The sequence below is a fragment of the Collinsella sp. CLA-ER-H5 genome (assembly GCF_040092375.1).
Lineage (GTDB): Bacteria > Actinomycetota > Coriobacteriia > Coriobacteriales > Coriobacteriaceae > Collinsella.
Genome location: NZ_JBBNLR010000010.1, coordinates 51,689 through 74,570 on the forward strand (window position 1 = coordinate 51,689; position 22,882 = coordinate 74,570).

A 22,882-nucleotide genomic window follows, 5' to 3' on the forward strand; every position below is an offset into this window, starting at 1 on the left:
GCCGGGACATATCGTCCCGCCCGCAGTTTCGCAGGCCGAAGGCCGAGAATGTTTGAGGACGGGATGATATGTCCCGGCCTCCCGGGAGAGTTACCTATGAACTACGCGAACATTAAGTATTTCGACATTGCTGATGGGGAAGGCGTTCGTACTTCTCTGTTTGTGAGTGGGTGCCGTCGTGGGTGCAAGAACTGCTTTAACTCTGTCGCGTGGGACTTTGCTGCGGGTGAGCCGTTCGACCGTGCCGTCGAGGACAAGATTATCGAGAGTCTCGACCATCCCTTTATTGATGGCCTGACGATTTTGGGCGGCGAGCCTATGGAGCCCGAGAATCAGGTGGGGCTTGTTGACTTTATCGAACGCGTGCGTGCGGCCTATCCCGCGGGGTCGGGCAAGACCATTTGGTGCTTTACCGGCGACGTGCTCGAGGAGCTTATGCCGGGTGGCCGTCATCATACCGAGGTGACGAACCGTATCCTGGCCTGCCTCGACATGTTGGTGGACGGCCCGTTCGTTCAGGATCTGTACGATATCTCATTGCGCTTTAGGGGCTCGAGTAACCAGCGTGTGATCGATATGAACGCCACGCGCGCCCGTGCTGTGCGCGAGGGCGTTGCGCTTTGCGACGCTGTGGAGCTTTGGCGGGACGATCCGGTCTATTCGACCCATACTATGTAGCTTGTGGCCGATGCCAAAGGGCGTGGTACCATAGCGCGAACGCAAAATCGGAAAAGTGAGGCCCAGATGGTCGATCAGGAAAAAGTCGAGGCCGCCATTAAGCTGTTGCTTGAGGGCATAGGCGAGGACCCAACTCGTGAGGGCCTGCTGGAGACCCCGGCGCGCGTTGCCCGTATGTATGGTGAGATCGCCGGCGGTATGGACCAGAGTGCCGAGGAGCACCTGTCCAAAACCTTTGCCGTCGCTTCGAACGATTTGGTTATCGAGCGCGACATCACGTTCTACTCGCTGTGCGAGCACCATCTGCTGCCGTTTTATGGCAAGGCCGCCATTGGCTATATCCCTAACGGTCGGGTGGCTGGGCTTTCCAAACTCGCCCGCACGGTTGAGGTTTATGCCCGCCGTCTGCAGCTGCAGGAGCAGCTGTGTGCGCAGGTTGCCGACGCTCTCATGGATTATCTCGCTCCCCAGGGAGCGATTGTGCTCATGGAAGCCGAGCATATGTGCATGACCATGCGCGGCGTGCAAAAGCCCGGCACCAAGACCGTGACGCTCGCTCGCCGCGGCGTCTTTGAGACTGATCCCGCGCTCGAGGAGCGGTTCTTTAGGATGCTGGGCCGTTAGCATGAGGGTCGTCAACGACTTTACATCGAAGACCGATGAGGGGACGTCGCGTCGCGGCTTTATGGCTTCGGGCTTGGCTCCCTTTGGTGCCATGCCTCGCATTGATTACATTTGCGCCAACGGGCTGTTCCGGCGGCACCTGGGTAACATTGCACAGTTGGAATCGGGGCGCATCTTCTGCCGCCACGGTATTGACCATCTTCTCGATGTCGCTCGCATTATGTGGATCAAGAATCTCGAGGAACAGCTCGAATTTGACCGTGAGGTCATCTACGCCACGGCACTTCTTCACGATATCGGCAAAGATGAACAGTATGAATCGGGTATATCCCATGATGTTGCAAGCGAACGCGTCGCTGATGCGATTCTCGGCGGCATGCCCGATGATGTGGCGTTTGAGCCGGCCGATGCCGCAGCCATTAAGACGGCCATTCTGGGCCATCGAAAGCTGCGTGTGAACAGCCAACCGCTTGAGCGTCTGCTCTATGCAGCCGACAAAGCGTCGCGCGCCTGCTTTGCATGCCCCGCGCGCAATGCTTGCAACTGGAGCGATGATAAAAAGAACCTGTCGATTCGCGTGTAGTTAGTTTGCGCGGTCGGGGTTCTAAACGAAGGAGACGATCGCGATGAGCAACAAGAAACTGCCCGAGAATGCAACCAAGACTGAAGGCGCCGAGCTCGCCCGCCGTGGAAGGGGCGAAATATCCACCGCAACGGCGGTGCCCCACGTGAGTTATGACGATCTGCGCCATGCTGACCGCATTACTATCGACGGTCTCGAGGTCTTTGCCAACCACGGCGTGTATCCCGAAGAGAACGCGCTGGGCCAGAAGTTCATCGTGTCCTTGGTACTCTATGCCGACCTGCGTGCAGCGGGGGAGCACGATAACCTGGACGCCTCGATTGACTATGGCTCGGTGTGCCACGATGTCGATGGCTATCTGCGCGAGCATACGTTTAAGCTCATCGAGGCTGCAGCTGAGGGTGTGGCCTCGATGCTGCTGCGTCGTTACCCCTTGCTGCTTGGCGTGCGCGTTAAGCTCGATAAGCCTTGGGCGCCCGTCGGTCTTCCCCTGGCAAGCTGCGGTGTCGAGATCGAGCGCGTGCGCTAACCGGTTCTAATATGTCTCTATGGGTGGCTGCTTGAGCCGCTGGGACAGTGCTCTATTGTTGGGGCAGTACGTGTCGAGCAGGGCGTGAAACCGCTGATTGTGGCTTGGCTCGAGCAAGTGGACGAGCTCGTGGGCGACAACCATGTCAAGGCACTCGACGGGGTAGGCGGCAAGTTCTCGTGCGATGCGAATGGCGCCGGTTTTGGGCGTGCATGATCCCCAGCGCGTTTTCATGCTGCGCACGGAAACGCGGGAAACGGCGACACCCATTGCGATTTCGTATGCGTGCACCATATCCCGCAGCGCCGATGTGACTTCGGACGTATAGAGCTGGTCAATATGGGCTTGGATCTCACTGGGCGTTAAGCCGTCGAGGGGCGCGTTCCACTTGGCCTGCGGACGTTCGTCTGGCTCGTCGGTACCCATAAAGCTTGCGAACGTGGCTTGTTTGGGCCGCGGTGCGGGTGACTTAAAGTTGTGATCGAGCGCATCTTGTACCGTGATGGGCTTGCCCCAAAGTGCAATGATGGACGAGGGGCTGAGCGGCTCTCGCGCCGTCGCCTGACGTTGCTCGCGCTGGGCAAGCCGGCTGATAATCCAGGCGCTGTTGCGCTTCACAAACGCTTCGATACGCTCGCGGCTGGCGCCGAGCGGTGCGCTGGCGTGGACCTCACCGCTCGATGTGACGCGCAGGTTGAAGTTTTTGACGCGCTTTTTGGTAACGACGACGGGGATGGGAGTCCCATCCGGTTGGGGTAGGAAAAGCGTAAATTGCTGTGTCAAAAGTGGTCCTTCAGATTGGGGACGGGCCGGCATGTCGACCGTTCGGCATGCCGGCCCGCTCAGGGGATGTGAAATTAATAACGCTCAAAGAAGGCAAGGGCATTATCGCTGCAGAGCTTCTGCATCACGGTCTTGCCAAAGTGCTTGGAGAGCATGTTCTGGAACTCGGGCATCTTGCTGGCATCGGAGAGGAAGGCGGGCACCGTGGCACCGTCCCAGTCGCCGCCGAGCGCGATGACGTCCTCGCCGCCCAGGTCGAGCCAGTGCTCGATATGTGCCGCCAGCTGGTCGAAGGTGACGTCTGCGGCTGTCTTGTCGGTTGCGTCGTTGGAAAGGAACTCGCTGCAGTAGTTGAGGCCGACGATGCCACCCATGTCGCGAATGGTGCGGAACTGGTCGTCGGTGAGGTTGCGCTTAACGCCGCAAACTGCACGAGAGTTGGAGTGGCTGGCGACGAAGGGACGTGTGGCGTGGGCGACAACCTCGTCAAAGCACTCATCGTTGAGGTGGGAGACGTCAAGCACCATGCCGGCGTGCTCCATCTGCGTAAGTGCCTCGATGCCGGCGGCGGTGAGGCCGGCGTGGGTATCGTGTCCGCTCGCGAGCGGTCCCTGCGCATTCCAGCTGAGCGATGACATGAGTACGCCCAAGCTCTTGAGCACCTCGATCAGCGCGGGGTCCTCGGCAAAGAACGTGGCGTTTTCGATGGTGTGGATGCAGGCGACCTTGCCGTCTTTGAGCGCGGGGCGAATGTCTGCCGCGCTGCGTACGTTGACCATGCGGTCGTGGTTGAGCATTGCCTGGCCGCTCATATGCGCCATGATCTGCGCCTGGAAGCGCGCGGCGTGGGCGGTGGGAATCTCATCGGGGACAAACGTGGCGAAGCACTGTGCCCATGGCGTGTTGCCGATCTTTGCGAGCGAGATGGCGCAGGCGTTGCCCTCGATGAGGTCGAAATCTTGCGGATGCGTTTCGTCGCCGGGGAAATAACCGTCGGTGCCGGCGGTAAAGCGCAGGTCGAGATCGAGCGTGGCCCAGCCGATGCGGTCGGCGGTGTCGCAGTGTAGGTCAAATACGGGATATGCCATGGTTCCTCCGGTTGCAGCGTTTCTTTGCAAACTGTCATTGAATTGTATGACTAGGGTATAGTTAGCGCCATATGTTCACGGCGGCCCGCGTTGTGCGCCGCCCTTATCACGGAGGTTACCATGTCCAACCAGGGCAAGAAGGTCAAGACTCATTATCGCGGCACGCTCGACGACGGCACGCAGTTTGATAGCTCCTACGATCGCGGCGAGCCGCTGGAGTTCACCTGCGGCGCCGGTCAGATGATCAAGGGCTTCGACGCCGCTGTTGTCGACATGCAGATGGGCGAGAAGAAGACCGTGCATATCCCGGCTGCCGATGCCTACGGCGAGCACAATCCCGAGATGGTTATTACCTTCCCGGCCGAGCAGGTTCCCAACATCGAGCAGATCGAGAAGGGCATGAAGCTCTTCCTGTCCACGCCGAGCGGCATGCCTGTCCCCGCCGTCGTCATCGACGTAACGCCCGAGGCTGTGACGCTCGATGCCAACCACGAGCTTGCCGGCAAGGACCTCAACTTTGATATCGAGCTCGTCGAGGTCGAGGGTTAGAGCATGCCTGAGCGCTTGGTTTCGACGACATGCTTGGGAAATCTCAACGATCCGTCCTATGAACTTCTGCTTCGCCGGAAGCTGGGCGGCGTCTTTGAAGTTGACGAGCTGCTGCTCGATTGGGACCAGGCTGATGTATGCGCGTTTGTGGGCGTGACGGAGCTGGGGCGCACGGTCGATGTTCGGCTGGATACTGCCGACGGCGGTCGTTTTGTCGACGGCGACGTGCTCGCCGTCGACCGTTCGGGCGTGGTGCCCGTGGCGGTTGTCGTGCGCCTGCGCAGCGCCGAGGTTTATTTGGTCGAAGTTGACCGCATGGACCCGATTGCGCTCGCGCATGCGTGCTGGGAGATCGGCAATATGCATGCGCCGCTTTTTCGAGGCGATTCGGACGAGTATACCGTGCGCATGTATACGCCGGTGCAGCCTGTTTTGGGCCGCATGCTCCGGGGCGTCGAGGGCGTTCGGCTCTCGACGGTTACCCGTGAACTCGATTCGGACCGGCGCTTTGCGTCGAGTGCGGCGGATGCCGTTGTGAGTATGGCACCAGACTTTACGATCGTAAAGAAGGCGCGCGGTTAACGTGCGTATAAGTAAGGCGGACTTTGAGAGACAACTATTCAAAGTCCGCCTTTCTGTTGATGAGATGCTGTGGGGGAGCATATGGGTCTTGAAGGAATCAAGCTGATTGCATGCGATTTGGACGGCACGTTGCTGCATCCGGGGGAGCGCGAGCCGCGTTCCGAGGCCTTTGAGCTCATCGATGAGCTGCATCGTCGCGGTATCGTGTTTATGCCGGCGAGCGGCCGTCAATATGCGAGCTTGCGCTACCTGTTTGCCCCGGTGGCCGATGAGCTCGCCTATGTATGCGAAAACGGAGCCCTGGTGATGAGCGAGGGACGTGCCGTTGTCAAGCGTTCCATGGAGCGTAGCCTTGCTATGGATATCGCGAATGCCGTGGTTGCGTATCCCCATGCCGACGTGACCCTTTCGTGTGAGGGACACCTCTACACCATGAGCGGCAACGATGCGTTCGTCGATCATTTGCGCTATGAGGTCCACTGCGATGTGGCGGTGGTCGCCCGCCCCGAGGACATCGACGAGGACGTCATTAAGATTGCCTTCCAGACGCCCGAGGTGGATCAGCCGGCGGCCCTGGAGTATTTTGAGCGCCTCTTTAGCGACCGTGTTGACGTGATGACGTCGGGAACCGAATGGACGGACTTTATCGGTTTCGGTTCGGGCAAGGGCTCCGCGCTTGCCGATTACGGTCGTGCCCTGGGTATTTCGCCCGATGAGATGATGGCGTTTGGCGACAATGAGAACGATCGCGACATGCTCAACGTCGTGGGCCATCCCTATCTGATGGAGAGCTGCAACCCCTCTATGCGTGGCATTAACGACCGCGTCCGCTACGTGCGCACGGTCGAAGAAGAGCTGCGTCGTCTACTTGCTGAGTAGACATTTGGGACATGTCTAGGAATCTACTTTTTGCTGCAAAGTGCGGAAAGGTGGATTTTAAGGCATGTTCCAAACATCTACCGGCAGTCGGGGCAGAGACCCTCGAAGATGGTGTAGTGCGACGTGACGTGCCAGCCGATTTGCTCGGACGCTTTGGCGTCGAGCTGGGCATCGAAGGGGAGCGGTACGTCGATGACGCGGCTGCATGAGGTGCAGATGATATGTGCGTGCGGCTCGATCGTGCGATCGAAGCGGCTGCCGCCCGGCGTCTTGATGGAGAGGATCTCGCCGGCGTCGGCCAAGAGATTGAGGTTGCGGTAGACCGTACCGCGGCTGATTTTGTCATCCTGCGCGCGCACGACGTTGTAGATTTCGTCGGCGGTGGGATGGTTGTAGCTTTGGCGCACGGCGTCAAGAACCAGCTTTCGCTGCTTGGTATTCCTTCTTTGCACCGCCATGCGCCTCGCCTCTTTTCTATCAACGGTCGTAGGTAAATGATACCGTATTTAGCACACAATACTAATAATGAGGACTGAAACCGTCTTCATTGGCAAGTGGGGCTCGGGCCTGGGCATCTACAAGGCGAAAACGCGTTCCCATGCGCTCGTAGGAGGCATGAAGTGCCTCGAGATGAGATAGGATGTCTGCCGGAGCTCCCTGTATCTCCATCTCGACTGAGCCGTCTTCCATGTTACGCACCCAGCCGGTGAGTGCGCGTGCCTGCGCGAGGTTGGTGTTGGTAAAGCGAAAACCAACGCCTTGGACTTGCCCCGCCCAGCGCAGGAAATAACGCAGGGGAGTGTCTTGAGTGGCCTCGTCGCTTGCAAGCACGGTAAGCCTGCGGCGCAGCTCGAGCTCGACGTTTGACGGTTTTTGAGGCTCTCGACTGCCGCCGGTGACGCTGGAGAAGAACGTATCGAAGAGGCCCATCGCTATGCCTGCTTGCCTGCGTCGGCCGGGAAGGTTATGCCGGCCTGCTGACGCACGGCATCCATGATGCGTAGTGAGACGAGCGTGACATCGCGGTAGTGGCCAAGCTCGTGGCGTCCCGCCGGGGTCTCCCAAATCTCTTCCTTGACGTTATCGATGCCGCCGATGGCGGTGATAAAGTCTGTGAGTTCGTATTCCATGGTGTTGCTCGATTTGGGCAGGTCGAGCACGCGGCCGTTGTCGCCCTGTTCGCGCGGCGCCTCGGTCGCCGAGCCGCGTACGACGTCGCCGCGATAGTCGATGCGGACGTTGCGGGGCGTTGACAGATGGTCAATCTGGATAGTGCCACGCTCGCCTTCGATCTGCGAGGGCAGTAGGTCATTCGTAATTTTGGAGTGCGCGAGCTCGACGGAGATGCGGCCTCCGCCATAGCTGGCGAGGATGGAACCGCAGCCGTCGATGGGGCCGTGCGTGAGCTGTCGCGTGGTGGGGTCGAGCAGAGTAGTCATGCTCGTAAGGCCGGAGGGCATGCCGAAAATCTCGACCATGGGCTCGACGGCGTAGACGCCAATGTCCATGAGGGAACCCGATGCCATATTGCAGTCGAAGATATTGGTGGCGCGTCCCGCGAGAATCTCGTTGTAGCGCGAGGAATACTTGCCAAAGCGCAATGAGGCGCGGCGGATGGGGGCGATCTCGCCCAGGGCGTCCTCGATGGCGTGGAAGGCGGGATCGTGGAGGGGACGCATGGCTTCGAGGGCCACGACACCTGCTGCCTCGGCAGCGCGGAAGACTTCCAGCGCCTGCGCTTCGGTGGCGCAGAAGGGTTTCTCGACGATGACGTGCTTGCCACCGGCGATGCAGGCAAGGGCCTGCTCGTAGTGAAGTGCGTTAGGGCTGCCGATATAGACGGCGTCGACGTCGGCGGCTACCGCAAGCTCATCGAGTGACGTAAAGTTTCGCTCACCACCGCGCTCGGCGGTAAAGGCAGTACCGCGATTGGCGTCGCGTGAAAGCGTGCCCACAAACGCGGCTTGGTCGTTGGCGTTGACGACCTGGATAAAGTCGTCGGTAATCATGGATGTGCCGATGGTTGCGATACGCAACATGTGTCCCCCTTGCGTTGTTTGGCTTACAGGACGAGTGTAGCGCGGGAGGACACAAAAGCGTGCGAAAACGCCGTTACAGGTCGCTCTCGTTAAAGCCGGCGTCGATATCGAGGTTGCTGCCGTCGGCCGCCGTGGTGGCAAGCTCGTCGCAGCGCTCATTGAGCTCATGGCCGGCGTGGCCCTTAACCCAGATGAACTCCACTTTGTGTTTGCTCTTTGCGGTGAGCAGGCGCTCCCACAGATCGCGGTTCTTGACAGGCTGCTTGTTGGCGGTCCTCCAGCCTCGTTTTTTCCAGCCGTCAATCCAGTGTTTGTTGAAGGCGTTAACGACGTACTGCGAATCGGAATGGACCTCGACCTCGCAGGGGCGGTTAAGTGCCTCGAGCGCCACGATGACCGCCATGAGCTCCATGCGGTTGTTGGTGGTCTTGGCGTAACCGCGCGAAAGCTCGGAGGTGAAGGTCTTGCCGGCGGGGTTGGTGTATTTGAGCACGGCGCCGTAGCCGCCGCGTCCCGGATTTGATCGGGCCGAGCCGTCGGTATAGATGATGACCTTCACGGGCTTCCTTTCGTTGGGTACGTTTCGTGTGAGTGACCATTGTAGCGCCATGCCCGCCGGGGGCTAGCAATCTACGATTTCTATCCCGTCTTCCGACAGTTAGTTGGCATGGATGATGCGGTTGAGCTCGTCGAGGTATTGCTGCAAGAGGGGAGAGGGCTTGCGCTCGTCGTGCATGATATAGCCTACGTGCATCGTTGGGGCGTCTGCTAACGGGATCGATGCCATACCCCATTGCATTTCATTGGAGAGGACACCGGTCGACAGGGTGTAACCGTTCGACGTGATAAGTAAGTTAGTAAGTGTTCCGCGGTCCGAGATTCGTATGTTGCGGTCGCAAGGGATATAGCTAAAAGGTTCCTCGGCGTAATAGAAGGAGTTTGAGGTTCCCTGCTCAAAGCTGTAGCGCGTATAGGGTGTGAGGTCGGCAAGGGACAGCTGCGGGCGGCGGGCAAGCGGGTGGCGCTCGCTAACGAAGACGTGGACCGTCGCGTCGAATAGGGGATGGAAGCTCGCACGCGCGTCGGCAAAAGCCTTCTGCAGAACGCGGGCATTAAAGTCGTCCAGATACAGGATGCCGATGTCGCTGCGAAACGCGCGGACGTCATCGATGATCTGCGACGTGGTGGTCTCGCGCATGATGAACTCGAACTTGCTGTCGCGGCAGCGCTCGACCACGTTGACAAAGGCCTCGACCGAAAAGGCGTAGTGCTGGGCGGAAATGGCGAGGCGGGCTTGCGGGGTGCCGCCGTCCTCGTAGCGGGCCTCGAGCATATCGGCCTGCTCTACGACCTGGCGCGCATAGCCCAAAAGCTCGGTGCCGTCGTTGGTGAGCGTGACGCCGCGGCTGGAGCGCGTGAAGATCTCCAGGTGGAGTTCCTGCTCCAGGCTTTTGACGGCGTTTGAGATGTTGGACTGAGCGGTATAGAGGCGCTGAGCTGCGGCGTTGATTGAGCCGGACTCTGCCACGGCGATCAGAAAACGAAGCTGCTGGAGGGTCATCGGCGCCGTCCTTTCGAGCGTTATCTACAAAACCGATAACAGGTTAGCGCTTTTAAGTGATTGACCGAGCGAAACAATGCTCGTACTATTCAAAACACACAAAGGCGGTAGGTAATTAAACCGACCACGGAACCGGGATGCGAAAGGAGGCCCGCATATGAAATGCTTACCAAGACGAATGCCGGGCTCCTGTTTGCGCCCGTCGGCGTGATCAGGAGACAGCGACTTACTTCTCTCTAATTTATTAACTTTTGTTCGATCAAGGAGATCATCATGAGCCAGTTCATCAACAACCCCGAGCACACCTTTGGTTTCGATACCCTGCAGCTTCACGTTGGCCAGGAGAGCGCCGATCCCGCATCCGACTCCCGCGCCGTGCCTATCTACCAGACCACGAGCTATGTGTTCCGCAACTCCCAGCACGCCGCCGATCGCTTTGGTCTTGCCGACGCCGGTAACATCTACGGCCGTCTGACCAACTCCACCCAGGGCGTCTTCGAGGACCGTATCGCCGCACTCGAGGGTGGTGTGGCAGGTCTTGCCGTCGCCTCCGGTGCTGCTGCCATCACCTATACCCTGCAGGCTCTTGCCCAGGCCGGTGACCACGTGGTGGCTCAGAAGACCATCTACGGTGGCTCCTACAACCTGCTGGAGCATACGCTCTCCCAGTTTGGCGTCGAGACCACCTTCGTCGATGCCCACAACCTGGACGAGGTCGAGGGCGCCATCAAGGACAACACCACGGTCATCTACCTCGAGACGCTCGGCAACCCCAATTCTGACATCCCCAATATCGACGCCATCTCCGAGATCGCCAAGAAGCACGGTTTACCGGTTGTCGTCGACAACACCTTCGGCACCCCGTATCTGTTCCGTCCGCTGGAGCATGGTGCCAACATCGTCGTCCACTCCGCAACCAAGTTCATCGGCGGCCACGGCACCTCGCTGGGCGGTGTGATCGTCGACGGCGGTAACTTCGATTGGAAGGCGAGCGGCAAGTATGAGCAGATCGCCGAGCCCAACCCCTCCTACCATGGCGTCTCGTTTGCCGAGGCTGCCGGTCCCGCCGCCTTCGCAACCTATGTCCGCGCCATCCTGCTGCGTGACGAGGGCGCCTGCATCAGCCCGTTCAACGCTTGGATCCTGCTCCAGGGCACCGAGACTCTGTCGCTGCGCGTTGACCGTCATGTCGAGAACACCAAGAAGGTCGTTGAGTTCCTGGCTGGTGATAGCCATGTCGCCAAGGTGAACCACCCGAGCCTGTCTGAGCACCCCGATCACGAGCTCTATCAGAAGTACTTCCCCAACGGCGGTGCCTCGATCTTTACCTTTGAGATTAAGGGTGGCCAGGAGGCAGCTTGGAAGTTCATCGACCATCTGCAGGTCTTCTCGCTGCTCGCCAACGTGGCCGACGTCAAGTCGCTCGTCGTGCACCCGGCTACCACTACGCACTCCCAGCTCTCTGCCGAGGAGCTCGCCGAGCAGAACATCACGCCCTCCACGATCCGTCTTTCCATCGGTACCGAGAACGCCGAGGATATCATTTGGGATCTGAAGCAGGCCTTCGCCGCGCTGGACGAGTAAGGCGACTTGTGCAAGGACCCCTTGCGACTCGATAGGTATAACTGCATAAAATGCCTGCTCAAGGCGCCTGTGCGAACAATGGTTGCACAGGCGCCTTTTTTGCATAGAGCGGGTGCAAAAACAGGGTTTTTGGCATGCTTTATGCAATCGAGATGTGGAAAACTCCTGTTAAGAGGATGTGAGTTTTACGCAATTGACGTGCGCCTTTTGAGTAAAACCGCAGGTCGCGATTTGCTCGGGGTACTATGCAGCGCGATCGAATCACACGCAGCTCAAACGCAGCAAAAACGCACTACGGAGGTTTCTAGCTACATGAGGATCGATTCACGAAAACCGAAAGCCGCCGCCCTTTCCGCCGCTCTGACCGTGGCACTTTTGGCGGGCGCCGGTGCAACCGATGCCCACGCGGCAACACTATTCGATACGGTTGGACCTACGCCGTCCGAGGCGACGCTGGTGCAGCCCGTTGACTATCGCGGCGATGGTTATGGTTCCATGCAGGAGTGGAACGCCTCGATGGAGGCCAAGCGCGATTCCCTTGAGATGCGCGCTCAGATCATTATGAATATGTATGGCGACTATGCTACCGATGACGAGCGTGCTGTGCTGCAGGGTTGCATCGACGGTGCGGGTAGCCTGTTGACGATGGGGGAGGTCGACGCCAAGTCGACCGAGCTCGATGAGCTGCGCGCTGCGCTTGAGGATGCCAAGCGCGAAGCGCTCGAGGCTGCCGCCGAGGCGGAGGCTGCCGAGGCCGCCCAGGCTTCGTACTACAACGCCGGTTACACTCCGTCTTACGCGTCTGCCGCGTCCTACGCGAACGGATCGGGCCTGACGCGCTCTGCGGGTGTCAATAACTACAACGGGCGCCGCGAGACCTATTACAGCAGCAATGTGCTTTATCACTATCGCACGGGCGAATGGACTCAGGATTCTGAGGGCTTCTGGCGCGATTCCGACGGCTATTACGTTGTTGCCGCGGGCGATATGGCCCAGGGCTCGACCTTTACGGGCTCCAAGGGTGATTGCAAGGTCTATGACTCCGGCTGCGCTGCCGGAACCACCGATTACTACACCGGTTGGTAATTTTTCTGCATCACGGATATTTGGCGGACGGGCGTCTTTACCGAACTTTAGGGCAACGTAAGGACGTCCGTTCTATGTATGCGTTTGAGTTAACAGAGCCCTTACCGTGGCGGTACGCTGGGCGTATGGATGCGGGGCACACTGGTTCTTGAGAAATAAGGTCTTTCTCTTGGAGGAAGTGGTCTTGTGAATGCTCGAGATATTGCCGTTGCCGCCGTCGCGTTGATGCTTGGCTGCCTTGGTCCCACGGCCGCGCTCGTCGCGGGCATGCAGGGGACATGCGGGGCTGCTCCTATCGTGGTCGGCGCGCTGATCGCGGCCACGCTGCTGGGAAGCGCAGGCGTGGTTCTTTGCCGCGACGATGAGGACGAGGTGCCGGGGTCGCAACGCTAACTGTTGTGAGATCGGCCGCCGGTCATAGACGAAGATGAAGGCCGCCGCAGGGGAAAGGTTCCCTTGCGGCGGTTTTGCTGTTAAGGCTGTTGAATGCGGCGCGTCGGCGCTACCAGCTTTTCTCGATATCGCGGATGCGCCGATAGAGCCACTCGTTTTGCGGTGCCTGGATATCGTGTTTGGCTGCGAGGCGGCAGATGGTGCCCGCGAACTCATCAACCTCGGTTTTGCGCCTTGCGATGCGGTCTTGAGCCATCGAGGGCATACCGGCGGGGTCGATTCCCTCGATGAGGTGCACCATTTGCGTCAGGTTTGCCTCGGTCAGTTCAACGCCCTCGGCGTTGGCGACCGCAAGCGTTTCGCGCATGGCGGAAACAAAGCAGCGACGCTGCTCGGAGCCCGGCTCCGTGGCGCTTCCGTAGGTTCCGCCGTAGGCCATGCAGGTCTGGTTGATGCCGTCGTTGAGCATGAGTTTGGCCCACATGCGGTGGGCGATGTCGTCCTCGACGGTATGGGCGATGCCGCAGCGCGTATAGAGCTCGTCGATTGCGGTGATGGTTGCGGGGTTCGTGCCGGCCGCCGCGCCAAAGCGGATTTCGCCCGCATTGGTAAAGGTGAGCGCGCCGTTGAGAAACACGGCGTCCATGCCCTGGCAGATACCAAGAACGGTATGCTCCCAGCCAAAGCGTTCGGCAATCTTTTGCTCGCTCGTAATGCCGTTGCACAGCGAGGCGATGAGCGTGTTGGGTCCCACGACGCGCTCCATAGTCTTGAGTGCTTGGTCGAGACCGGTGGTCTTGACTGTCAGGATGACCAGATTGGCGGGCGTCGCCTCGCTGGCACGGACGGACGTGAGATCGCAGGGCTTGCCGTTGACGGTGAGCGCGTCGTTCGCGTGACGCTCAAAACGGGTGTCATCCATAACGTATTCGACGGCGTCATTGCCGAGGGCCTTGGCAATCATGCTGCCGTAGAGCAGGCCGACGCCGCCCTTGCCGATAAAGGCGACCTTGTTGATCTGCATGTGAATCATCTCCCCATGTAAAAGGCGCCCGCGTAAGGGGCGCCTGATGGATTGTATGCTGCCAGGGTGATTGGTGGGTGCGCGGGGCGGCTGTTATGAAAAAGAAACTATTGCGCTGTGCGCTTATGCCGCGGGGCAGACCGCAAAGACGCGGGCGGGGTATCCGACGCCATCGCGGACCTTGGGGAAGGTGCAGAAGATGACGGCGCCTGTGGCGGGAAGCTCGTCCAGATGGTCCATGACTTCGATTTGATGGCGGTCGACCGAGAGGATGTATTGCTCGCCGGGGTAGGGGTAGGCGTCCTCGCACGTGGTGATGCCCGGCTCCTTTCATCGGGCTTTTTGCTGATGTTAAAGCGGTGCCGTGACGGCTCGATTTCTGCTGCGTTACGATACGTTCTCAATTGCGATTCCGATGTGTTTCGATGACGTGACGGGTTTGTTTCGCCTTGTCAGGGCTTCGATGGGAGGGGAGGGGCCGTGCAATATCGCGTTGACCCCAAAAGCGGCAACCGTATCTCGGCGTTGGGGCTGGGCTGCATGAGGTTTCCCGGTGCGCCGGGACGCCCGGATGCGAAGACAGCCGACGCCATCATCTCCCGTGCGGTGGGGCAGGGGATTAACTACCTGGACACGGCCTATCTCTATCCCGGCAACGAGGCTTGTGTGGGTGCGTCGCTTGAGCGCCTGGGCTTGCGCGACCAGGTTTTGCTCGCAACCAAGCTGCCGCATGCTTCGTGCAAATGCGCGGAGGATTTCGACCGGTTCTTCGACGAGCAACTGCGCCGCCTGCGGACCGACCATATCGACTATTACCTCATGCACAACATTACCTCGCCCGCCCAGTGGGAACGTGTGGTGGCGTTGGGCATCGAGGACTGGATCGCGCGTCAAAAGGCGGCGGGGCGCATTCGCCAGATTGGTTTTTCGTACCACGGCAGCGCGGCGGATTTCCTGACGATGCTCGATGCATATGAGTGGGACTTTTGCCAGATCCAGTACAATTACGCTGGAGAGCGATATCAGGCAGGAACAGCGGGGCTCATGGCCGCCGCCGAGCGAGGCCTCGCGGTGTTTGTGATGGAGCCACTGCTGGGCGGGCGTTTAGCGGGCAAGCTGCCGCCACGGGCCCGCGCTGTGCTCGATAGTGCCCGTGACCCGCATTTGCGCACTCCTGCCGCCTGGGGTCTTTCGTGGGTCTGGAATCATCCTCAGGTGACGATGCTGCTTTCGGGTATGACCGATATCGCGCAGGTGGATGAGAACGCGGTGTTGGCCGATCGGGCCCTGCCGGATTCGATGACTGCCAACCAGCTCGACACGATCGCGCACGTGCTGGATGAGTTTGAAAAATCGAATCGCGTGCCCTGCACGGGATGCGGCTATTGCATGCCGTGCCCTAAAGGCATCAATATCCCTGGATGTTTTGCCGCCTACAACGCAAGCTATGCGCACAGCTGGTTTACGGGTCTATCGCAGTACTTTACGGCGAGCGCGGTGCGCACAAGCGAGGCCAAGCTGGTGAGCAATTGCGTCAAGTGCGGCAAATGCGCGCGCCACTGCCCACAGCATATCGATATCCCCGAGCGTCTCGATGACGTGCGCCGACGTTTCCAGCCTGGCCCCGTGACGGCAGTGCTTAAGGCCTTCGGCAAAACGCGCTCCTCGTGACCCTTTTATAACTTGCGCTGGAATAGTTCCTGCTTGCGGCAGAATAGGGCTTAAACAGGGACTATTCCACCGCAACTGAAGGGGGCTGTCGTGGGCCATCGGGATTCATGGGATGATTCGCGTGAGGTTCGTTGGGGCATTTTGGGCGCTGGGCACATTTCTCATCGATTTGCATCGTCGCTCAAGGAGGTGGACGGGGCACGGCTGGTGGCTGCGGCCGGCCGCACTCCTGCACATGTCGAGGAATTTTGCCGAGCGTTTTCGATTGATGCTGCGCATGGCCATGCCTCGGTCGACGATAACGGCGATGCGGCTTATGACGCGCTGATTGCCGACCCCGATGTCGACGCAATTTACTTGGCTCTTCCGCATGGCATGCATACGCGTTGGGCCTGTCGCGCGCTGTGCGCCGGAAAGGCCGTGCTGTGCGAAAAGCCGGCCGTTTTGAGTGAGGAAGAGGCTCTCTCGATTGCCTCCACCTCTCGCGAGCGCGGCGTGCTGTTTATGGAGGCGATGAAGAATCGGTTTTGCCCGATGCGCACTCGCGTGAAGGACTTGCTTGCGTCGGGTGAGCTTGGCCGTATTGTCTCGATTGAAAGCGTGCAAAAGCTCGATTACGGCGAGTCTCCTTCAGGCTATCTGCTTGATCCGTTGCAGGGCGGCTGTCTATATGACATGGGCTGCTATGCAGTCGGTTGGTTTGAGGATTTGCTCGCGGGCGCTTGCGAGGTTTCGTCTCGTGAAGTTCGCTGGCGTGACGTATCGGGCGGCCGCGTCGATTGGGCCGACGAGATCCATATGAGCGTCGACGGTATACCCATTCATATGGTGTGCGACGGCAAAGCAACATATGAAAGCCGCTTAACGATTGCCTGTGAGCGGGGCTCGTTGGAAATCGAGCGTCTCCATCGCCCCGAGCTCGCTCATGTGAAGTATTCCGACGGTCGGATACTCGAAATCGATGCACCATTTGAGGTCGATGATTTTTACGGTGAGGTGTCGCATGCGGCGCGGCTCATTCAGGCGGGGAAACTCGAAAGCCCCATCATGTCCCTAGCCGCCACACAGCGCTGTGCGCACATCATCGATGCGATTCGCTTGAAACTTTAGGGCGTGGGGGCATGGCGCCAGCGCTTGGAATGCCTGGAGGCCTTTGCTCCTGATGCCCCTTTTATAACTTGCGGTGGAATACGGTCTGTTTGCGCCAAAATAAGGCACCAATAGACCGTATTTCACCGCAACTGATGAGGGGGAGTTGGAGATGCTGACGATCGGGTGTCATCTTTCGACGACGAAGGGCTATCGGGCAATGGGAGAGACGGCGTTGTCCATTGGCGCCAATACCTTTGCATTCTTTACGCGCAACCCGCGCGGTGGCAAGGCAAAAGACCTTGACATGGATGACGTGGCGGCTCTGCGCGAGCTTATGGCGCAAAACGACTTTGGACCGCTGGTGGCGCATGCCCCGTATACCTATAACCCCTGCTCCGCTAAGGAGCGGGCGCGCGAGTTTGCCTTGGAGGCTATGGCGGAAGATTTGCAGCGTCTGGAAACACTGCCCGGCAACTACTACAACTTCCATCCCGGTGCGCATGTGGGACAGGGCTCCGACGTCGGCATTCAGATGATTGTCGACACGCTGTGCCAGGTGATGTTTGAGGGGCAGCAGACGACGGTATTACTCGAGACCATGGCGGGAAAGGGCACCGAGGTGGGCCGTAGCTTTGAAGAACTGGCGTGCATTATCGAGGGCGTTGCCGCCAAGCGCCCAGAGCTGTCCGATAAGCTGGGCGTTTGTTTGGACACCTGCCATGTGAGCGATGCCGGCTACGACATCATCCATGATCTGGACGGCGTACTCGACGAGTTCAACCGCGTGGTGGGTATCGATCGCTTGCATGCCGTACACATCAACGATTCGAAGAACCCTTGTGGCGCCCATAAAGATCGTCACGAGTGCATCGGCAAGGGATACCTTGGCAGCGAGGAATTTGGTGGCGGTATGCAGGTTATGCAGAATATTGTATCGAATGGCCACTTGCGTTCGCTGCCGTTTATTTTGGAGACTCCGAACGAACTTGCAGGTTATGCAGCTGAAATTAGACTATTAAGGTCATTGCAGCAGTAATGACTGTCACAAAGTAGAGTATTCCATTCACGTTATGGGTTTGTTTCAATCAGTTTTCTCATTGCAGATTCGTAATTCCGGGTGCATAATAGCCAACAGTTTTTGCAGACCTCTGAATCAAACGAGGTCACCGGAAGGAGACTGATTATGAAGCTGAAGAAGCTTGGCGCATTTGCCGCCACGGGTGCTATGGCACTCGCCCTTGCTCTGACGGGCTGCGGCTCGTCCAACGCCACCTCTGGTTCTGATGCCGGTTCCAGCAGCTCTGACGACGCTAAGGTCGAGAAGGTCGACGGCTCCAAGGAGTACGCGCTCGTCAAGGACGGTACGCTGACCGTCGGCACCTCTGCCGAGTACGCTCCGTTTGAGTACAAGGATGACAACGGCGATTATCAGGGCTTTGACCTTGAGCTCATCAAGGCTATCGGCGACAAGCTGGGCCTGGATGTCGAGTATGTCAACAATGACTTTGACACGCTGGTTCCGGGCGTCGCTTCGGGCGCCAAGTATGACGTTTCCATCGCGGCTATCACCGACACGCCCGAGCGTGAGAAGGAAGTCACTTTCTCTGATTCCTACTACATGGACGATCAGGCTATCGTGACCAAGGTCGATAACACCGACATCACGGCCGATAACTTCAGCGAGAAGCTCAACAACGCCGACGCTACCATCATCGTCCAGTCTGGCTCGACCGCCGAGGCCTTTGCCCAGGAGAACTTCCCGAAGGCCAAGATCGTCCCCTACAAGGACGCCACCGAGTGCTTCAGCGCTCTGCAGTCCGATAAGGGCGACGCCGTAGTCACCAACCGCTCCGTTGCCAGCCAGCTGACCGCCGAGCAGTTCAACACCTGCCAGACCATCAAGCAGATCAGCACCGGCGAGGAGTACGCCATCGCCATCAACCAGGGCAACACCAAGCTCAAGGACGACATCAACCAGGCCATCAAGGACCTGACCGACGACGGTACCGTCGACGCCCTCATGGCTAAGTACAATATCAAGTAAAATAACTACTTGATTGCGCGCGGGCCCTTTCCGTTTTGCGGAGAGGGCCTTTGCGCTTCTCTTGACGGAGAGCGTTTCCGTCTCGTTTTGCCGGCAACTTCTACGATAGGAGCCACCTTGTCTCGACTGAACAAAGGGGCCGCGGAGCAGCGTTTTCCACTGTCCGCCTTGCTCCAAAAGCTAGCCTGCGTCATGGCCGTGGCGCTCGCGCTGGTGTGCGCGGGGGCATATGCGCCCACGACCGCCCAGGCGCTTGAGACCGCAAAGATTACCGCCCGACCCAACACCGGTTCGGGCAGCGATGTGGTCGGCGGCACCGAGACGCGCATTACCTGGGAAGTTCAGGCCGATGCCGACGAGGAGCTGAGCGGTCTTTCTTTGACGTTTGTCGGCGGCACGACGTTTGGTACCGATGACACGCGATTGACGATGCTCTCGGGCGAGGACCTCATGGATCGTACGCCCATGAAGCCCACGTGCAAGGCTGACGGCCAGACGCTCAAGATTGACTTTGGCGAGACGGCGCCTGCCGGCGGCTTTTTCCGTGTCGAGGTTTACGGCGTGACCTTCCCCGTCGAGGGCGGCGATGAGGCCTTTAGCGGCACCTATACGCTCGCCGACGGGTCGACCAAGAAGATCTCCAAGATTCCGTCGGTGGAGATCAAGGGAGTGACGGCCTTCGATAACTTCCTGGCTGACCTTAAAGAGCAGCCGTGGGTCGAGGCGTGGAACTCCAATATGTTCCTGCGCCTGTTCCTGAACCCGGTCATTTTGGTCCAGAGCCTGCCGATCGTCTTCAAGGGCTTCCTTATGTCGCTCTCGATCGTGCTCGTGGCATTTCCGTTGGCCATTCCCTTTGGCTTTGCGCTGTCGCTCATGCGCATTTCCAAGTCGCGCATCCTTCGCTGCCTTGCCGGCATCTATGTGAATATCATCCGCGGCACGCCGGCGTTCTTGCAGATCTACATTGCGTTCTTTGGCTTGCCGCTGGCCGGTGTCAAAGTGGACGACTATGTGCTGGGTGTTATCGTCATGGCCATGAACTCGTCTGCGTACCTGTGCGAGATCTTCCGTGCCGGTATTCAGTCGATCCCCAAGGGTCAAAACGAGGCTGCTCGCTCGCTGGGCATGAATGCCTTCCAGACGCTGCTCTATGTCATGATTCCGCAGACGTTCCGCAATGTCCTGCCTACGCTGACCAGCGAGTTCATCCTGCTCTACAAGGACACGTCGCTGCTTGCCGCCGTGGGTGTCGTCGAGATCGTCATGAACGCCCGCACCATCGTGGCCACGACGGGCTCCATCACGCCGTATGTGGTTGCCGCTCTGTTCTATCTGGTCATTACCCTGCCGCTTGCGCGCTTGGTGAGCGGTCTTGAGGCGAGGCTTTTGGGCACGGCCGAGACCAAGAAGAAGCGTCCCACCAAGAGCGCCGGACAGGTTGTCGCGACGCCCGCCGATCATATCGCCGGTCTGTAAGGAGGTCCTGTCATGAGTGAAACGAATTCCAACGAGGTCGTTGTCAGCATCAAGAACCTCCAAAAGGCTTTTGGCGATAACGTGGTCCTGCGTGATATCGATCTGGACGTGCACAAAGGTGAGGTCGTTGTGGTCCTGGGCCCCTCGGGCTCGGGCAAGTCGACGATGCTTCGCTGCATCAATCGCCTGGAGCATCCCACGAGCGGCTCGATTGTCGTTGAGGGCGTGGATGTGTGTGCCAAGGGCGTCGACCTCAATAAGGTACGTACGCACTTGGGCATGGTGTTTCAGCAGTTCAATTTGTTCCCGCACCTCTCAGTCAAAAAGAACGTCATGCTCGCGCAGCAGAAGGTACTCAAGCGCAGCAAGGAAGAGGCCGAGAAGATTGCCGTCGAGGAGCTCACTAAGGTCGGTCTGGCCGAGCGCATCGATTTTATGCCGAGTCAGCTTTCGGGCGGTCAGCAGCAGCGCGTTGCCATCGCCCGCGCCCTGTCGATGAATCCGCATGTGATGCTCTTTGATGAGGCCACGTCGGCGCTTGATCCCGAGCTTGTCCGCGACGTCCTTGGCGTCATGCGCGACCTGGCGCACGACGGTATGACCATGATCGTCGTGACGCACGAGATGGGCTTTGCCCGCGATGTCGCCGACCGCGTCGTCTTTATGGACGGAGGCGTCATTGTAGAAGAGGGTACGCCGAGCGAGGTCTTCGACCACCCCAAGAGCGAGCGCACCAAGGCGTTTTTGGGCAATATCTCGTAGCCGGTTGATGTAACTGCCGTTACAAAAGAGCGGGGGCTGGACTTGAATCCAGCCCCCGCTCTTTTGTAGGGATGAGGATGCGCTTTGATGCAGGCTCTTTTGGAGGCCCTGGGTTCGTTACGCGAGCTCGGCTCCGAGGGCCTTGCAAGCGGTCTCGCCCTCGTCGTCGGGCGCGTCGTAGCAGATGGTGGAGTCCACGACGTTGACGCCCGCCTCGTCGGCGTCCGCCTTCCAGTTGTCCATCCATTCGCCCTCGGCCCACGAATAAGAGCCAAAGAGGACGACCTTCTTGTCGCCGAGGGTCTCCTTGACCTCATCCCACATGGGCTGGAACTCATCGTATTCAAGCTCCTCGGAACCCATGGCGGGGCAGCCGAAGGCGAAGGCATCATATTCGGCGACCTTGTCGGCAGAGAAGTCGGCGCAGGAGATGACCTCTGCCTCGGCGCCGGCACCGGTTGCGCCCTCGGCAACGAAGTTTGCCATGGCCTCGGTGTTGCCTGTACCGCTCCAGTAGACGACTGCGATCTTGCTCATATGTCTTCCTTTCGGTTGTGCGGCGTGCGGCCGCGTTTTGTATGCTCTATCGGGTTGCCTGGACAAGTTGTCCCAGAGTGCAGCCCTGTTGATAGATGTAGGTAAGGTATTGCGTGCATGCGCGATAGGAATCGAAGGTCGTGAGCGCCTGCTCAACGTTTGTGTATACCTTCCATGCGCCAAAGACCTTATAGTTTTCGCCGTGCTGGACGATAAACTGATGGACATCTTCGTAGGGATAGCCCAAAAAATAGCCAATTTCGTGGGGGAACTCGCATATGCACCCCGTATCGCAGTGCCTATTTCGCGCGAGTGCGCAGACGCTGCCGTCATAGGCGCTTTCTGCGGCATTGCTGCTTGCCAGCGTGATGCGCGCGGCGAGATGCACCAGGGATGCGGGCAGGTTGTGGACATCGTAACCTTCGGCGGCTAGCGCCGTCGTGGCACGGGGGTCGGAGAGGTATCGCATGAGGTCCGCAGGGCGGTACACATAGATGAGCGCTCCGCAGGGGCGCCAGACCAAAACGCTCATATGGATTCCGAGTGGCTGGAGCTCGCGGTTGCATTGGGCTATGACGGCGAGCAGGCGAGAGCGTCGCTCTTCGATATGGGCGGCGCCGGGTTTTCCGTTTTGGTTGGCGTAAACGCCGGGATAGGTAAAGAGCGAAGCCGGCTTGATACCTGCGAGCGTAGGGGAGCAGTTGCGCACGACAGCCGTTTGGTATGTTGGGATGTCAATGGTTCGAGTCACGATGCCCCTTTCGGGTCCTCAGTTGTTAGCCTAGGAAAACTTATACACGAAAGTAAGCCATGGTCAACAAAAAAGTTTGAAGAGGGAAACTAATTGACCGAACGGACACGATTTTGGGTTAAGATGGGGACACCCCATGGGGGTATCTAGATAGTGCTACTTGAAAGGGGAACGCATGAGCGACTTGCTCAACCCTGCGAATCTCATCGTGTTGGCCGTCATTGCCGTCGGCATGTTTTTTGGACTGCGTCGCATTGTCGCTTCGACACACGGAAAGAGCTGCTGCAGCGATGGCGCGAGCGGTAAGAAGGCCAAAAAGGTTGTTGTGGTGGATACCGATGCATCACACTATCCCTATAGCGATGAGCTGCTCATCGGCGGCATGAGCTGTGACGGCTGCGCTCAGAACGTAGCCAATGCCCTCAATGCGCTGGATGGCGTGTGGGCAACGGTGACGTATGCGGACCACACAGCGCGCGTGCGCTCCAAGCGGCGGATCGATCGCGGTGTCCTTGAGGCTGCCGTGAGAGATGCGGGTTACTACGTCATGACGCTGTAGGCCTT

The 22,882-nt window shown here is 59.0% G+C and carries 27 protein-coding genes; 17 read left to right on the top strand and 10 right to left on the bottom strand.

Annotated elements, in window-relative coordinates:
- Positions 1–96: 96 nt before the first annotated feature.
- The 4 genes from nrdG to folB all read left to right on the top strand — a co-directional run bounded on the left by nrdG (position 97) and on the right by folB (position 2,414).
- A complete protein-coding gene (gene nrdG, locus AAAX31_RS05225) occupies positions 97–678 on the top strand; it encodes an anaerobic ribonucleoside-triphosphate reductase activating protein (RefSeq protein ID WP_349076412.1) in 582 nt (193 codons plus the stop codon).
- A 66-nt stretch (positions 679–744) separates the two neighbouring features.
- A complete protein-coding gene (gene folE / locus AAAX31_RS05230; protein WP_022094399.1) occupies positions 745–1,302 on the top strand; it encodes a GTP cyclohydrolase I FolE in 558 nt (185 codons plus the stop codon).
- 1 nt (position 1,303) lies between these two features.
- Positions 1,304–1,885, top strand: coding sequence for an HD domain-containing protein (locus tag AAAX31_RS05235; RefSeq protein ID WP_171021502.1), 582 nt, complete (start codon positions 1,304–1,306; stop codon positions 1,883–1,885).
- Between the two features lie 43 nt (positions 1,886–1,928).
- Positions 1,929–2,414 (top strand): dihydroneopterin aldolase, encoded by a 486-nt coding sequence (folB, locus tag AAAX31_RS05240; protein ID WP_349076413.1) that lies wholly within the window; start codon positions 1,929–1,931, stop codon positions 2,412–2,414.
- 6 nt (positions 2,415–2,420) lie between these two features.
- On the opposite strand, the gene AAAX31_RS05245 is transcribed toward folB, so the two are convergent.
- Positions 2,421–3,197 carry a SprT family zinc-dependent metalloprotease gene (locus AAAX31_RS05245; protein ID WP_195521736.1) on the bottom strand — a complete coding sequence of 259 codons (777 nt, stop codon included), beginning with the start codon at positions 3,195–3,197 and terminating at the stop codon, positions 2,421–2,423.
- 74 nt (positions 3,198–3,271) lie between these two features.
- On the bottom strand, positions 3,272–4,285 hold the full coding sequence (locus AAAX31_RS05250; protein WP_117640822.1) for a membrane dipeptidase: 1,014 nt from the start codon (positions 4,283–4,285) through the stop codon (positions 3,272–3,274).
- Between the two features lie 120 nt (positions 4,286–4,405).
- On the opposite strand from AAAX31_RS05250, the gene AAAX31_RS05255 reads away from it, so the two are divergent.
- The 3 genes from AAAX31_RS05255 (at position 4,406) to AAAX31_RS05265 (ending at position 6,295) form a co-directional block, all read left to right on the top strand.
- Positions 4,406–4,834, top strand: a complete 429-nt coding sequence (locus AAAX31_RS05255) for a peptidylprolyl isomerase (RefSeq protein WP_022094404.1) — start codon at positions 4,406–4,408, stop codon at positions 4,832–4,834.
- Between the two features lie 3 nt (positions 4,835–4,837).
- Positions 4,838–5,416 carry an urease accessory protein UreE gene (locus AAAX31_RS05260; RefSeq protein WP_022094405.1) on the top strand — a complete coding sequence of 193 codons (579 nt, stop codon included), beginning with the start codon at positions 4,838–4,840 and terminating at the stop codon, positions 5,414–5,416.
- An 81-nt stretch (positions 5,417–5,497) separates the two neighbouring features.
- Positions 5,498–6,295, top strand: coding sequence for an HAD family hydrolase (locus AAAX31_RS05265; RefSeq protein ID WP_217107720.1), 798 nt, complete (start codon positions 5,498–5,500; stop codon positions 6,293–6,295).
- Positions 6,296–6,372: 77 nt separating this feature from the next.
- On the opposite strand, the gene AAAX31_RS05270 is transcribed toward AAAX31_RS05265, so the two are convergent.
- The 5 genes from AAAX31_RS05270 to AAAX31_RS05290 all read right to left on the bottom strand — a co-directional run bounded on the left by AAAX31_RS05270 (position 6,373) and on the right by AAAX31_RS05290 (position 9,895).
- Entirely contained in the window at positions 6,373–6,753 is a 381-nt protein-coding gene (locus AAAX31_RS05270) for a transcriptional repressor (RefSeq protein WP_099431458.1), read from the bottom strand.
- Between the two features lie 61 nt (positions 6,754–6,814).
- Entirely contained in the window at positions 6,815–7,225 is a 411-nt protein-coding gene (locus AAAX31_RS05275; RefSeq protein ID WP_022094408.1) for an acylphosphatase, read from the bottom strand.
- Positions 7,226–7,227: 2 nt separating this feature from the next.
- Entirely contained in the window at positions 7,228–8,334 is a 1,107-nt protein-coding gene (locus AAAX31_RS05280) for a Gfo/Idh/MocA family oxidoreductase (protein ID WP_148332743.1), read from the bottom strand.
- Between the two features lie 73 nt (positions 8,335–8,407).
- A complete protein-coding gene (gene rnhA / locus AAAX31_RS05285; RefSeq protein ID WP_148332744.1) occupies positions 8,408–8,944 on the bottom strand; it encodes a ribonuclease HI in 537 nt (178 codons plus the stop codon).
- 48 nt (positions 8,945–8,992) lie between these two features.
- A complete protein-coding gene (locus AAAX31_RS05290; RefSeq protein ID WP_117766079.1) occupies positions 8,993–9,895 on the bottom strand; it encodes a LysR family transcriptional regulator in 903 nt (300 codons plus the stop codon).
- 273 nt (positions 9,896–10,168) lie between these two features.
- Here AAAX31_RS05290 and AAAX31_RS05295 point away from each other — a divergent pair, with 273 nt between their 5' ends.
- From AAAX31_RS05295 to AAAX31_RS05305, 3 genes are all read left to right on the top strand, one after another.
- Positions 10,169–11,479 carry an O-acetylhomoserine aminocarboxypropyltransferase/cysteine synthase family protein gene (locus AAAX31_RS05295; RefSeq protein ID WP_117848770.1) on the top strand — a complete coding sequence of 437 codons (1,311 nt, stop codon included), beginning with the start codon at positions 10,169–10,171 and terminating at the stop codon, positions 11,477–11,479.
- Between the two features lie 312 nt (positions 11,480–11,791).
- Positions 11,792–12,565 carry a hypothetical protein gene (locus AAAX31_RS05300; protein ID WP_349076417.1) on the top strand — a complete coding sequence of 258 codons (774 nt, stop codon included), beginning with the start codon at positions 11,792–11,794 and terminating at the stop codon, positions 12,563–12,565.
- 186 nt (positions 12,566–12,751) lie between these two features.
- Positions 12,752–12,958, top strand: coding sequence for a hypothetical protein (locus tag AAAX31_RS05305; RefSeq protein WP_238022794.1), 207 nt, complete (start codon positions 12,752–12,754; stop codon positions 12,956–12,958).
- 109 nt (positions 12,959–13,067) lie between these two features.
- Here AAAX31_RS05305 and AAAX31_RS05310 read toward each other — a convergent pair whose 3' ends face one another.
- A complete protein-coding gene (locus AAAX31_RS05310) occupies positions 13,068–13,982 on the bottom strand; it encodes a 2-dehydropantoate 2-reductase (RefSeq protein ID WP_349076418.1) in 915 nt (304 codons plus the stop codon).
- A gap of 480 nt (positions 13,983–14,462) precedes the next feature.
- Between AAAX31_RS05310 and AAAX31_RS05315 the strand changes: the two genes are divergently transcribed.
- The 6 genes from AAAX31_RS05315 (at position 14,463) to AAAX31_RS05340 (ending at position 21,030) form a co-directional block, all read left to right on the top strand.
- On the top strand, positions 14,463–15,653 hold the full coding sequence (locus AAAX31_RS05315) for an aldo/keto reductase (protein WP_349076420.1): 1,191 nt from the start codon (positions 14,463–14,465) through the stop codon (positions 15,651–15,653).
- Positions 15,654–15,743: 90 nt separating this feature from the next.
- Positions 15,744–16,763, top strand: coding sequence for a Gfo/Idh/MocA family oxidoreductase (locus AAAX31_RS05320; RefSeq protein WP_349076422.1), 1,020 nt, complete (start codon positions 15,744–15,746; stop codon positions 16,761–16,763).
- A 151-nt stretch (positions 16,764–16,914) separates the two neighbouring features.
- Positions 16,915–17,781, top strand: coding sequence for a deoxyribonuclease IV (locus AAAX31_RS05325; protein ID WP_349076423.1), 867 nt, complete (start codon positions 16,915–16,917; stop codon positions 17,779–17,781).
- 147 nt (positions 17,782–17,928) lie between these two features.
- A complete protein-coding gene (locus tag AAAX31_RS05330) occupies positions 17,929–18,789 on the top strand; it encodes an ABC transporter substrate-binding protein (protein ID WP_022094421.1) in 861 nt (286 codons plus the stop codon).
- Positions 18,790–18,906: 117 nt separating this feature from the next.
- The gene (locus AAAX31_RS05335) at positions 18,907–20,268 is read left to right on the top strand and encodes an ABC transporter permease subunit (RefSeq protein WP_349076424.1); all 1,362 of its coding nucleotides are present in this window, start codon (positions 18,907–18,909) and stop codon (positions 20,266–20,268) included.
- A gap of 12 nt (positions 20,269–20,280) precedes the next feature.
- Complete coding sequence (locus AAAX31_RS05340) at positions 20,281–21,030, top strand: amino acid ABC transporter ATP-binding protein (RefSeq protein WP_349076426.1); 750 nt, start codon at positions 20,281–20,283, stop codon at positions 21,028–21,030.
- Positions 21,031–21,147: 117 nt separating this feature from the next.
- On the opposite strand, the gene AAAX31_RS05345 is transcribed toward AAAX31_RS05340, so the two are convergent.
- Positions 21,148–21,567, bottom strand: coding sequence for a flavodoxin (locus AAAX31_RS05345; RefSeq protein WP_349076427.1), 420 nt, complete (start codon positions 21,565–21,567; stop codon positions 21,148–21,150).
- Between the two features lie 46 nt (positions 21,568–21,613).
- A complete protein-coding gene (locus tag AAAX31_RS05350) occupies positions 21,614–22,318 on the bottom strand; it encodes a DUF3793 family protein (RefSeq protein WP_161144863.1) in 705 nt (234 codons plus the stop codon).
- A gap of 175 nt (positions 22,319–22,493) precedes the next feature.
- On the opposite strand from AAAX31_RS05350, the gene AAAX31_RS05355 reads away from it, so the two are divergent.
- Positions 22,494–22,877 carry a heavy metal-associated domain-containing protein gene (locus AAAX31_RS05355; protein ID WP_197032789.1) on the top strand — a complete coding sequence of 128 codons (384 nt, stop codon included), beginning with the start codon at positions 22,494–22,496 and terminating at the stop codon, positions 22,875–22,877.
- Positions 22,878–22,882 lie beyond the last annotated feature (5 nt).

Excerpts from the sequence above, each read along its gene's own strand:
- AAAX31_RS05280 (WP_148332743.1), bottom strand. The coding sequence starts at position 8,334 with ATGTTGCGTATCGCAACCATCGGCACATCCATGATTACCGACGACTTT.
- AAAX31_RS05325 (WP_349076423.1), top strand. The coding sequence starts at position 16,915 with ATGCTGACGATCGGGTGTCATCTTTCGACGACGAAGGGCTATCGGGCA.
- folB (WP_349076413.1), top strand. The coding sequence starts at position 1,929 with ATGAGCAACAAGAAACTGCCCGAGAATGCAACCAAGACTGAAGGCGCC.
- AAAX31_RS05270 (WP_099431458.1), bottom strand. The coding sequence starts at position 6,753 with ATGGCGGTGCAAAGAAGGAATACCAAGCAGCGAAAGCTGGTTCTTGAC.
- AAAX31_RS05260 (WP_022094405.1), top strand. The coding sequence starts at position 4,838 with ATGCCTGAGCGCTTGGTTTCGACGACATGCTTGGGAAATCTCAACGAT.
- AAAX31_RS05235 (WP_171021502.1), top strand. The coding sequence starts at position 1,304 with ATGAGGGTCGTCAACGACTTTACATCGAAGACCGATGAGGGGACGTCG.
- rnhA (WP_148332744.1), bottom strand. The coding sequence starts at position 8,944 with ATGGCGCTACAATGGTCACTCACACGAAACGTACCCAACGAAAGGAAG.
- AAAX31_RS05345 (WP_349076427.1), bottom strand. The coding sequence starts at position 21,567 with ATGAGCAAGATCGCAGTCGTCTACTGGAGCGGTACAGGCAACACCGAG.
- AAAX31_RS05340 (WP_349076426.1), top strand. The coding sequence starts at position 20,281 with ATGAGTGAAACGAATTCCAACGAGGTCGTTGTCAGCATCAAGAACCTC.
- AAAX31_RS05295 (WP_117848770.1), top strand. The coding sequence starts at position 10,169 with ATGAGCCAGTTCATCAACAACCCCGAGCACACCTTTGGTTTCGATACC.
- AAAX31_RS05330 (WP_022094421.1), top strand. The coding sequence starts at position 17,929 with ATGAAGCTGAAGAAGCTTGGCGCATTTGCCGCCACGGGTGCTATGGCA.
- AAAX31_RS05355 (WP_197032789.1), top strand. The coding sequence starts at position 22,494 with ATGAGCGACTTGCTCAACCCTGCGAATCTCATCGTGTTGGCCGTCATT.
- AAAX31_RS05255 (WP_022094404.1), top strand. The coding sequence starts at position 4,406 with ATGTCCAACCAGGGCAAGAAGGTCAAGACTCATTATCGCGGCACGCTC.
- AAAX31_RS05310 (WP_349076418.1), bottom strand. The coding sequence starts at position 13,982 with ATGCAGATCAACAAGGTCGCCTTTATCGGCAAGGGCGGCGTCGGCCTG.
- AAAX31_RS05300 (WP_349076417.1), top strand. The coding sequence starts at position 11,792 with ATGAGGATCGATTCACGAAAACCGAAAGCCGCCGCCCTTTCCGCCGCT.
- folE (WP_022094399.1), top strand. The coding sequence starts at position 745 with ATGGTCGATCAGGAAAAAGTCGAGGCCGCCATTAAGCTGTTGCTTGAG.
- AAAX31_RS05265 (WP_217107720.1), top strand. The coding sequence starts at position 5,498 with ATGGGTCTTGAAGGAATCAAGCTGATTGCATGCGATTTGGACGGCACG.
- AAAX31_RS05250 (WP_117640822.1), bottom strand. The coding sequence starts at position 4,285 with ATGGCATATCCCGTATTTGACCTACACTGCGACACCGCCGACCGCATC.
- nrdG (WP_349076412.1), top strand. The coding sequence starts at position 97 with ATGAACTACGCGAACATTAAGTATTTCGACATTGCTGATGGGGAAGGC.
- AAAX31_RS05275 (WP_022094408.1), bottom strand. The coding sequence starts at position 7,225 with ATGGGCCTCTTCGATACGTTCTTCTCCAGCGTCACCGGCGGCAGTCGA.
- AAAX31_RS05290 (WP_117766079.1), bottom strand. The coding sequence starts at position 9,895 with ATGACCCTCCAGCAGCTTCGTTTTCTGATCGCCGTGGCAGAGTCCGGC.